This is a genomic window from Micrococcus sp. HSID17227, from assembly GCF_003989405.1.
Classification (GTDB): Bacteria; Actinomycetota; Actinomycetes; order Actinomycetales; family Micrococcaceae; genus Micrococcus; species Micrococcus luteus.
The window spans coordinates 1-10523 of the sequence record NZ_RBLN01000053.1 but is presented as its reverse complement, the minus strand read 5'-3'; the positions used below and the strand labels follow the sequence as shown (position 1 = coordinate 10523).

The 10523-nt window shown below is 71.5% G+C and carries 9 protein-coding genes; 8 read left to right on the top strand and 1 reads right to left on the bottom strand.

The genetic code is table 11. The features are described from left to right. Nucleotides 1-276 precede the first annotated feature (276 nt). On the top strand, nucleotides 277-1251 hold the full coding sequence (locus D8M29_RS04760) for an acyl-CoA thioesterase (RefSeq protein WP_095346802.1): 975 nt from the start codon (nucleotides 277-279) through the stop codon (nucleotides 1249-1251). 24 nt (nucleotides 1252-1275) lie between these two features. Further along, nucleotides 1276-2544 (top strand): phosphatidylserine/phosphatidylglycerophosphate/cardiolipin synthase family protein, encoded by a 1269-nt coding sequence (locus D8M29_RS04755; RefSeq protein WP_036339371.1) that lies wholly within the window; start codon nucleotides 1276-1278, stop codon nucleotides 2542-2544. Between the two features lie 89 nt (nucleotides 2545-2633). Here D8M29_RS04755 and D8M29_RS14370 read toward each other — a convergent pair whose 3' ends face one another. Further along, a complete protein-coding gene (locus D8M29_RS14370; protein ID WP_020628170.1) occupies nucleotides 2634-2765 on the bottom strand; it encodes a hypothetical protein in 132 nt (43 codons plus the stop codon). Between the two features lie 141 nt (nucleotides 2766-2906). Between D8M29_RS14370 and D8M29_RS04750 the strand changes: the two genes are divergently transcribed. From D8M29_RS04750 to D8M29_RS04725, 6 genes are all read left to right on the top strand, one after another. Continuing rightward, nucleotides 2907-4664: an ABC transporter ATP-binding protein gene (locus D8M29_RS04750; protein WP_095346804.1), complete on the top strand. Its 1758-nt coding sequence runs from the start codon at nucleotides 2907-2909 to the stop codon at nucleotides 4662-4664. Continuing rightward, complete coding sequence (locus tag D8M29_RS04745) at nucleotides 4661-6748, top strand: ABC transporter ATP-binding protein (RefSeq protein WP_123244278.1); 2088 nt, start codon at nucleotides 4661-4663, stop codon at nucleotides 6746-6748. Before D8M29_RS04750 ends, D8M29_RS04745 begins: the two co-directional genes overlap by 4 nt. 624 nt (nucleotides 6749-7372) lie before the next feature. Then, on the top strand, nucleotides 7373-7978 hold the full coding sequence (locus tag D8M29_RS04740; protein WP_230594463.1) for a hypothetical protein: 606 nt from the start codon (nucleotides 7373-7375) through the stop codon (nucleotides 7976-7978). Further along, on the top strand, nucleotides 7975-9030 hold the full coding sequence (locus D8M29_RS04735) for a hypothetical protein (protein WP_036316191.1): 1056 nt from the start codon (nucleotides 7975-7977) through the stop codon (nucleotides 9028-9030). The genes D8M29_RS04740 and D8M29_RS04735 overlap by 4 nt, the downstream gene beginning before the upstream one ends. Continuing rightward, complete coding sequence (locus D8M29_RS04730) at nucleotides 9027-9671, top strand: ABC transporter ATP-binding protein (protein WP_010079956.1); 645 nt, start codon at nucleotides 9027-9029, stop codon at nucleotides 9669-9671. The genes D8M29_RS04735 and D8M29_RS04730 overlap by 4 nt, the downstream gene beginning before the upstream one ends. A 16-nt stretch (nucleotides 9672-9687) precedes the next feature. Continuing rightward, nucleotides 9688-10523: permease (locus D8M29_RS04725; RefSeq protein ID WP_127445820.1), on the top strand; the 836-nt coding region annotated here is incomplete at its 3' end.

Here is a 10523-nt window from a genome sequence, read left to right as displayed (position 1 = left end):
GGCCACTCTTTCCCGACCCGACGCGTGTCCGCTCTCCGCCAGCCCGGCGACGGCGGCCGCCCCGCGCTCGGCGACGGCGGCCTCGGTGCGGCGGCGCAGGCGGTCGTGGGGGGTCTGGGGCTCCGCGGGCAGGGGGAGACGGTCGAAGGCGGTCATGGGTCCATTGTCCCCCGTGCGCGGACCCGCCTGGGGCGCGGCCGGGAGGTTCCCCGCAGACTCCTGGACGGGGCGTGACCGGCCGCACAGGGCCCGGACTCGGGTGATACGTTCGACGGCATGAGACCCCCCGGAGCCCTCGCCCTCGAATTCCGGGCGGACAGCTTCGATCATCCCACCGGCCTGGTGGACGCCGGCACCGTCATCTCCTGGATCGAGAAGGCCGGCTACGCCGTCGCGGCGAGTTGGGCCGGGACGTTCGTGCGTGCCCGCTACGTGGGGCACACCCAGTTCCGGCACCCCGTGCCGGTGGACCGCCGCGCTGTGGTGCAGGCGCGCGTGGTCCACACGGACGGCGCCGAGGTGCACGTCCAGACCCGCCTGCTGCTGCCGGAGATCCGCGACGACGACGGCGACCCCGTGGTCGCCACCTCGTCCCTCGTGGTCTACGCCGCGGAGGAGGGCGGGGTGCCCGTGACCGTGCCGGTCTGGGAGCCCTCGACCCCCGGCCAGATCGAGCGCGACGAACAGGCCCGCCGCTCCACCGTGGCCCGCCGCGCCGTCGAGCGCGGCATGGCCCGACTGCCGTTCCCCGCGCCCGGGGAGGCCCCCGAGGAGATGAGCACCCTCGCGTTCCTGGCCCCCAACGCGGAGGCCACCGTGGGCGGCACCATCAACGCGGGCGCGATCCTGCGCTGGGTGGACGAGGCGGCCGCCGTCTGCGCCGCCCGCTGGACCGGACATGAATCCGTGGTCGCGGTGTTCGGCGGCGGTGTGCGCTTCGTGCGGAACATCCACGTGGGCGACCTCGTGCGCGTGGAGGCCCTCCTGGTGAACACCACGGAGCGGTCCATGCATGTGGCGCTGCGCGTCTACGCGAGCCGACGCACCGGGGCGGAGTCCCGCCTGGTGGCGCACTCGATCGCCGTCATGGTGGACGTCTCCGCGGAGGACCAGGCCCAGCGGGTGCGGCAGTACATCCCCGAGAGCGAGAGCGCCCGGAGGCTGCAGGAGACGGCGATCGAACTCGTGCGCATGCGCTCCGAGGTGAGCGCGGCCTGGACCGAGATGCGCCGCTCGACCGATCCGCGCTGACGGGGCCCTGAGTAGACTGAGCGAATGCGTCGACCGTCCCTGCCGTCCCTGTCCCGCCTGCCGGTCCGTCGTCTCCTCCGGGGAGCGGCCGTGGCCGCGGGCGTCGGTCTCGTGGGACTGCCGCTGACGGTCGCCGCCGGGCTCACCGGCGTGGACATGGTCAAGCGCGGCGGCCGAGTGCGCCGACCCGCGCCGAACCCCGGCGTGTTTGACGCCCACGTGGAGGGCTCCGAGCTGCGCATCTTCACCTCGGGTGAGGACCTCTACAAGGAGATGATCGCCGCGATCGACGGAGCGCAGCGGATCATCAAGTTCGAGACCTACATCTGGAAGAGCGACCCCACGGGCCAGCGGTTCATGGACGCCTTCAACCGGGCGGCCGCGCGCGGCGTGGAGGTCTACGTCTCCTATGACGGGTTCGGGAACCTCGTGGTCCCGCCCCGCTTCTACCGTCAGCTGGACCCGCGCATCCACGTGTTCCGGCTGCCGGCCTTCGCCCGCCCGATCTGGCGAGGCGTGGTCCGACACAGCGGGTTCAACCACTCGAAGATCATGGTGGTGGACGACGAGGTCAGCTTCGCAGGCGGCTTCAACATCGGCGACGACTACGCCCGCTTTTGGCGGGACACTCACGTGCGCGAGCGCGGCCCGGCGGTGTGGGGGCTGGACCAGTCGATCTCCATCAAGTGGAACGCGCACCACCGTGCGGGCGAGCAGATGTCCTGGCGCCCCCCGGACACGTGGGACCCGCGCATCACCGTGGCCGCGAACCAACCGCCGCTGCTGGTCTACCCGATCCGGCTGAGCTACCTCGACGCCATCCAGCGGGCGCAGCACCGCATCCTCATCAACACGCCGTACTTCATCCCGGACCAGCAGGTCCTCGAGGCGCTGCTGCACGCGGCCCGGCGGGGGGTGGACGTGCAGGTGATGGTGCCGGAGGACTCCAACCACATCGTGGCGGACTGGGCCTCGCGCGGCTTCTTCGGGAAGATGCTCGAGGCCGGCATCACGATCCTGCTGTACAGGGCCAGCATGATCCACGCGAAGACCGCCACCGTGGACGGCATCTGGTCCACCGTGGGCTCGGCCAACGTCGACCGCCTCTCCCTGGGCTTCAACTACGAGTCCAACGTGGTGGTCGTGGACCGCGACTTCGCCGCCCGGATGGAGGAGATCTTCGCTCTCGACGCCCAGCGGGCCGTCCGGATCGACACCCCGCGCTGGAAGGACCGTCACCGCCTCGCCCGCGTGGTCGAGGTCCTCCTGGTCCCGCTGCGTCCCCTGCTCTGAGGGGCCCGGGCGCTGAGCCAGACGTTTCTGCGGTTCTGACGCCCGATCCGCAGCAGAAACGTCTGGCTCACGCCCCCGTCTGGCGTCGCTCAGTCCTCGTGCGGGTCCGCCAGCAGGTGGTTCGGCAGCCGGTCGTCCGGGGTGCGCCCGGGGCGTCCGACGACGACGTGCGGCGCCGGGTTCACCGTCGAGGGGCCCGAGATGAGCACGATCCCGCCCACCGGCTGAGGGACCGGCGCTCCCTCGACGACGGCTGCTGCCCGCGCCCTCCCGCGGCTGGGGCACAATGAGCCCGGCCCCCTTCGGCCCACCTCACTGCAGCCCACGCGGCCGCGCGCCCATCCCGACTCCCTGGGAGCCCCATGCTCTGGACCCTGCTCCGCCGTCACGGCCGGCGCTATCGCGGCGCCGTCGCGGCCGTCGTCGTGCTGCAGCTGCTCAGCACGCTGGCCATGCTGTACCTGCCCAGCCTCAACGCCCGCATCATCGATGAGGGCGTGGCCCGCGGCGACACCGCCCGCATCTGGGACATCGGCCTCGTGATGCTCGGCGTCGCGCTGGTGCAGGTGGTCGCCGCGATCGCCGCCGTGTGGTTCGGCGCGAAAGTCTCGATGGGCGTCGGCCGGGACCTGCGCCGTGCCGTCTACACCCGCGTGGACGCGTTCTCCGCGGAGGAGCTCGGCCGCTTCGGCGCCGCGACCCTCATCACGCGCGGCACCAACGACGTCAACCAGGTCCAGATGCTCACCCTCATGGCCCTGAACTTCATGGTGGCCGTGCCGATCATGGCGGTCGGCGGCATCGTCATGGCCATCCGCGAGGACCCGGGTCTGTCCTGGCTGGTGTGGGTCTCCGTGCCGGTGCTGCTGGTGATCGTGGCGTGGATCGTCGCGCGTCTCATGCCGCTGTTCCAGCAGATGCAGGACAATATCGACGCCCTCAACGGCGTGCTGCGCGAGCAGATCCAGGGCATCCGCGTGGTCCGCGCGTTCGTGCGCGAGCGCCACGAGACGCGCCGGTTCACGGACGCCAACGCCGCCCTGACGGAGACGTCCGTGCGGATCGGTCGGCTGTTCGTGCTGCTCGGCCCGGTCATCACGATGATCCTGCACCTGGCCACCGCCGCCGTCCTGTGGTTCGGCGGCCAGCGCGTGGACGCGGGGCTCGTGCAGGTCGGCGCGCTGACCGCGTTCATGCAGTACCTGCTGCAGATCCTCATGGCGGTGATGATGGGCACCTTCATGATGATGATGCTCCCGCGCGCCGTGATCTCCGCGCGCCGCATCGGCGAGGTCCTGGACACCGTCCCCACGCTCGGCGAGCCGGCCCGCCCGGTGAGCCCCGCGCGTCGCGACGGCGCCGTGGAGCTGCGCCACGTCACCTTCCAGTACCCCGGCGCCGAGGCGCCGGTGCTCGACGACGTCAGCTTCGCCGTCGCACCCGGCACCACGACGGCGATCATCGGCTCGACCGGCTCCGGCAAGTCCACGCTGATCAGCCTGCTGCCGCGCTTGTACGACGCGACGTCCGGCGAGGTGCTCGTGGACGGCGTGCCGGTGACCGACCTGGCCCGGGCCGAGCTGACGGAGGCCGTGGCGCTCGTGCCGCAGAAGCCGTACCTGTTCTCGGGCACCGTGCGGGAGAACATGCAGTTCGGGGCCCCGGACGCCTCGGACGAGCGCATCTGGGCGGCCCTGGAGACGGCCCAGGCCGCCGACTTCGTGCGCGCCCGCACCACCGGCAAGGCAGAGGCGGCGGCCTCCGGTCTGGACTCGCGCCTGTCCCAGGGCGGCACGGACGTCTCCGGCGGCCAGCGCCAGCGCCTGTCCATCGCGCGTGCCCTCGTGGCCGAGCCGCGGATCCTCGTGTTCGACGACTCGTTCTCCGCCCTGGACGTCACCACCGACGCGCGGCTGCGGGCGGCGCTCGACCGCGCGGAGGACGGGGTGACCCGGATCGTCGTCGCCCAGCGGGTGGCCACCATCACCGACGCCGACCAGATCATCGTGCTGGACGAGGGCCGCGTGGTCGGCCGCGGCACCCACGCCGAGCTGCTGGCGGACAATCAGACCTACCGGGAGATCGTGGACTCCCAGCTGACCGCGGAGGACGTGGCATGAGCGAGCACCTGACCGACGAGGAGATCCTCGAGATCCAGGAGCAGGGCGCCACCGACAACTGGGGCGGCGGGCCGGCCCGCAAGGCCAAGGCGTTCTGGCCGTCCGCGAAGCGGCTCATGAGCCTGTTCCGCACGGAGAAGCTGGGGCTGGCCGTCGTCGCCGTCATGGTGCTGGTGGCCGTGGTGTTCAACGTGTGGGCGCCGCGCGTGCTCGGCCGGGCGATGGACGTGATCTTCGGCGGCGTGGTCTCCGCGCAGATGCCCGGCGGGCTGAGCCGCGAGCAGGTCATCGACGGGCTGCGCGCCCAGGGCGAGGACCAGGCCGCGGAGATGCTCTCCGGCATGGCGTTCACACCGGGCGAGGGGATCGACTTCACCGAGCTGGGCCGGCTGATCCTGATCGTGCTGGGCATGTACCTCGTGGCCCAGCTGTTCATGTGGCTGCAGGGCCGCGTGCTCAATGACATCGTCATGCGCATCGTCTTCCGCCTGCGCGAGGACATCGAGGCCAAGATCAACCGGCTGCCGCTGAGTTACTTCGACCGCGGGCAGCGCGGCGACCTGCTCTCCCGCGCCACCAACGACGTGGACAACGTCCAGCAGGCCCTCCAACAGGCGTTCGCCTCGCTCGTGTATTCGGCGCTGACCGTGATCGGCATCGTCGGCATGATGTTCTGGCTGTCCTGGCAGCTGGCGCTCATCGCCCTGATCGCGCTGCCGGTGGCCGGCGTGGTGGTGGGCGTGATCGGCAAGAAGTCCCAGGCGCTCTTCTCCGCGCAGTGGCGGGAGACGGGCCGGCTCAACGGGCACATCGAGGAGTCGTTCACGGGGCATGAGCTGGTGACCGTGTTCGGCCGTCAGCGGGACATGGCCGCGCGCTTCGACGAGCGCAACGAGGAGCTGTACGAGGCCGCGTTCACGGCGCAGTTCTACTCGGGGATGATCATGCCGATCATGCAGTGGGTGAACTGGCTGGGCTACGTGGGCATCGCGGTGGTCGGCGGCCTGCGCGTGGCCAACGGGCAGATGACCCTCGGCGCCGTCACCGCGTTCATCCAGTACTCGCGCGAGTTCAACCAGCCGCTCGGGCAGATCGCCGGCATGTCCAACATGCTGATCTCCGGCGTGGCGTCGGCTGAGCGCACCTTCGAGCTCCTCGACGAGCCGGAGGAGACCCCTGATGGCACCCCCGCCCGCACCCCCGCCCGCACTTTCGTTCGGGAAACGGCGCCCTCCGAGGGCACCTTCGTTCGGGAAACGGCGCCCTCCGCCGCCTCCGGGCCCGACGTCGTCGCCCACCTCCCGCGCCCGCTGCGCGGTCGCGTGGAGTTCGAGCACGTGCGCTTCTCCTACACCCCGGAGAAGCCGCTCATCACGGACCTGAACCTCGTGGCGGAACCGGGGCAGACGGTCGCGATCGTCGGGCCGACCGGCGCCGGCAAGACCACCCTGGTCAACCTGATCATGCGGTTCTACGAGGTGGACGGCGGGCGGATCCTGCTGGACGGCGTGGACACCCGCACGGTCAGCCGCAGCGAGCTGCGCGCCGCCACCGGCATGGTGCTCCAGGACGCGGTGCTCTTCGGCGGGACCATCCGCGAGAACATCCGCTACGGCCGACTCGACGCCACGGACGAGGAGGTCGTCGCGGCGGCGAAGGCCACCTACGTGGACCGCTTCGTGCACACCCTGCCCGAGGGCTACGACACCGTCATCGAGCACGACGCCTCCAACGTGTCCGCGGGCGAGCGCCAGCTCATCACCATCGCCCGCGCGTTCCTGGCCCAGCCCTCCCTGTTGATCCTGGACGAGGCCACCTCCTCCGTGGACACCCGCACCGAGGTGCTGGTCCAGGGCGCCATGGCGGCGCTGCGCTCGGACCGCACGAGCTTCGTGATCGCCCACCGCCTCAGCACCATCCGCGACGCCGACGTGATCCTCGTGATGGAGCACGGCGACATCGTGGAGCAGGGCAGCCACGCCGAGCTGCTCGCGGCCAAGGGCGCCTACCACCGGCTCTACATGAGCCAGTTCAAGGGCGGGGAGGACGACGACGGCGCGGCCTCACGAGACGACGCCCGGTGATGGCTGCAGCAAGCGCAAAGGGAATCGGGACGGCCTGAGGAGGCCAGGAAGAATCCCTTGCCGTGGGAGGCCTTAGCGCCTAGTGTGTGACGCGGCTCATATTTGAGCTTGAATCCTGAGGAGGATCGTCACGGGTATGAAGCAGCGGGTTACAAAGGTCGGGGCCGGTATCGCCGTCGCGGGATTGTTGGCCGTTTCTGGGGCAGTGCCGGCACAGGCATTGACGGACTCCGGGCGACAGGACTGCAGTGCCGGAGGTGGATATGTCGGCGTCCGTGGCGAGCAGCAGCGGTACGGGGATTACCTCACGGTGTCGGTTGGGGGAGTGTCGAGTACCAAAGCCAACTACTACGTGAGGTACTGGGAGCCTGGTCTCCGAGGCACCCAGACCTGGAAGGCCGATTCGGTCTCATTGCTTCTTTCGGGTAGCAATGGCTACTGCTACTACCCCTACTGATATTTTCTCTGCGAGCGCTGGGGTGTCTTGTGCCTGAGGGGCGAATGACAAGCGGTTTCGCTGGTGCCATGGTCGGACTCGTCGGGGCCCTCTTGTTGGCGGGGTGTGCTTCCGGCGCGGACGCAGGAGCGTCGGCGCACGCGGAGACAGGCAGTACCCCCTCAAAGGTGTGGGATGCCGCCACATGGAAACCGACCGAGGTCATCGAACCCGTTCTGGCGACGGAGCCGGAGAAGGAAGCGGCCTACCGAGAACAGATGGACCGCCTGGCAGAGAGCGGGGGAACTCCCGAGATCCTTCAGGTCCAGCGGAAGGACTGGTCCACGACTCCCCTGGAATCAGATCAGAAGGTCGCCTCGTGCATGAGGGCAGACGGATTCCCCGTCGAGGTCTCGCCGACGGGCGGTCTCCGATACTCCACGCCGCCGGCTGCGCAGGCTCGCGCCTGGGCGCTGGCGATGAACACCTGCATCGCCCAGCACCCAGTCGACCCGAGCTATACCCAGGATTGGAGCGAACCGCAGCTTCGCCTTGTCTATGACTACTGGGACCAGTACCTTATCCCCTGTCTCGAAGCGCAGGGGTTCACTGTGGACACCAGCACACGGCCGTCCAAGGAGTCCTTCGTGACGGCCTTCTTCACACCAGGCCGCCATGACTGGTGGCCCTTGCAGGCGACCATGAGAGGCGTGCCCGAGGAGCGCCAGACGCAGGTCGTCCAGACCTGCCCGGAGCTGCCCCCGCAGGACGTTTTCTGGGGCACCTCCGGATGACCCGGCCGCTCCGCTGGGCCACGCTGGCCGGGGTGCTCCTGATCGTGGCCGTCCTGGCCTTCTGGGCCGGCCGGGCCACGCTCACCCCTCCGGCCCAGGCCGAGCAGCGTCCGTCCGAGGACGCTCTCGTCACCGTCGCCGAGCAGGAGCTCGGCCGCGTCATCACCCTCGGCGTCTCCGTGACGCGCGAGCAGGCGCCCGCCGCCGTGAACGCGCTGTCCGGCGTCGTCACCCGGGCCGGGGAGTCCGGTGAGGTGGCCGCCGGGGACGTGCTGTACGCCGTCGCGCAGCAGCCCGTGATCACCGTGCAGGGCGAGCTGCCCCAGTGGCGGGCGCTCGGCGAGGGCGCCACCGGCAGCGATGTCGCCGCGTTCCAGCGCATGCTCGCCGCCACGGGGGCGAAGGTGGAGGTCACCGGCACCTGGGACGAGGCCACCGCTGTCGCCTGGAACGGCTGGCTCACCGAGCGCGACTACCCGGCCGCGGACACCGTGGAGCTGGGCCAGCTCGTGGTGCTGGAATCACTCCCCGCCGCGCTCAGCGTGGACGCGAAGGCCACGGCCGTCGGCGGCGCGCTCGCGGGAGGCGAGACCATCGTCGCCCGCCCCGGCGACGAGCCCACGTTCGCCATCGAGGTCAACCAGGACCAGGCCGCCATAATCCCGGCCGGCACCGCGGTGACCGTGCCCCACGGCGAGCACGAGTGGGAAGCCGTGGCCGGCGAGTCCACCGCGGACGACCAAGGGCTGATCCGCATCCCCCTGACCGCCCCCGACGGCGGCGCGGTGTGCGGCGCGGACTGCGACTCCCTGCCCGCCGAGGCCTCCACCTCCCTGCTCTCGAAGGTCAACGTGGTCCCGCCCGTCACCGGGCCCGTGGTCCCCGTGTCCGCGCTGCGCACCCAGCCTGACGGCGCCGCGAGGGTCACCGTGGTTCGCGACGGCGTCCAGGAGGAGCGCACCGTCATCGTCCGCGGCTCCGCGGACGGACTGGCCGTGGTGGACGGCGTGGACGCCGGGGAGACCGTGCGCGTGCTGAACGGCGCCCCGTGAACGCGGAGCTCTCCGTGGCGGACCTGCGCTTCGCGTACACGCGCGGCGCGGAGGAGCTGTTCGACGGCCTGACCCACCGCTTCACCCCTGGCGCCGTCACCGCGCTCACCGGCCCGTCCGGGCGCGGCAAGTCCACGCTGCTGTACGTGCTGGGGCTTATGCTCACGCCCTCGGCGGGCGTGGTGCGCCTGGGCGACGTCGACGCCTCCGCCCTCCCGGACCGGCGCCGGGCGCGGCTGCGGGCCACGTCCGTGGGGTTCGTGTTCCAGGACGCCGAGCTGGACCCGTCCCGGCCCATCCTGGACTCGGTGGTGGAGCCCGGCCTCTACGCCGGCCTGTCCCGTCGCGAGCTCGAAGGCCGGGCCAGGATCCTGCTGGAGCGGTTCGGCCTCGGGCACCGGGCCGAGCACCGGCCGGGCCAGGTCTCAGGCGGGCAGGCCCAGCGCGTGGCGGTCTGCCGGGCACTCGTGAACACCCCTGCGGTGGTGCTGGCCGACGAGCCCACGGGCAACCTCGACCCGGACAACGCCTCCCTCGTGCTCGACGCGCTGGCCGAGGCCGCGGGGGAGGGGCGCACCGTGGTGGTGGCCACGCACGACCCGGCCGTCGTCGCCCGTGCGGACGAGGTGGTGCGACTGTGAACCCGGAGGCCCGCCCGTGAACCTGAGGACCCTGCTGCGCGAGGCCCTCACCGCCGCCCGCACCGCGCCCGTGCCCTCCGCCCTCGTGCTGTTGGTGGTGGCCGCCATGTGCTTCGCGGCCGTCGCCACGGTGGGCCGTCAGGCGGCCACGGAGGCCGCCGTCGCCGCGGAGCTCTCCGGGCCCGCGGCGCGCGTGCTCACCGTGACGGACTCGGGTGGCACCGGCTTCCTCACCGGCGCCACCGTCGCCACCCTCGCCGGTCTCGACTCCGCCGAGGCCGCCCTGGCCCGCGACATGCCCGTGGACACGGTGAACGCCGCGATCGGTGCGGGCGGGACTCGCGTGGCGGTGACCCACGTGGTGGGCACCGTCGACCGCGGCGTCGAGCTCACGCGCGGCCGCCTGCCGGGCCCCGGGGAGGTGGTGGTGCCCGAGGCGAAGCTGGCCGAGCTGGGCCTGGCCCAGCCCTCCGGAGCGCTCGAGTCCGGAGACGGACGCCAGTGGGCCGTGGTGGGCGCGTTCGAGGCGCTCACCCCGTTCGAGGACCTCGCGGACTACGCGATTGCCGTGCCCGCCGCGCCGGCCTCCCTCGTGGTCCAGCAGGTCCGTGTCCTGGCCCCGGACACCGCCGGCACCCGCGCCATGCAGGACTCGGCCCTGGCCGTGATCGACCCCGACCCTCGCTCCTCGCAGGTGCAGACCGCGCGGGCGCTGGCCGCCGGGAACGCGACGATCACCGGGGAGCTGGCCGGACTCGGCCGGTCCCTGCTGCTGCTCATCCTCGGGGCGGGCGCCTTCTTCGTGGCGATCGTGGTGCTCGCCGACGTGCTCATCCGTCGCCGCGACCTCGA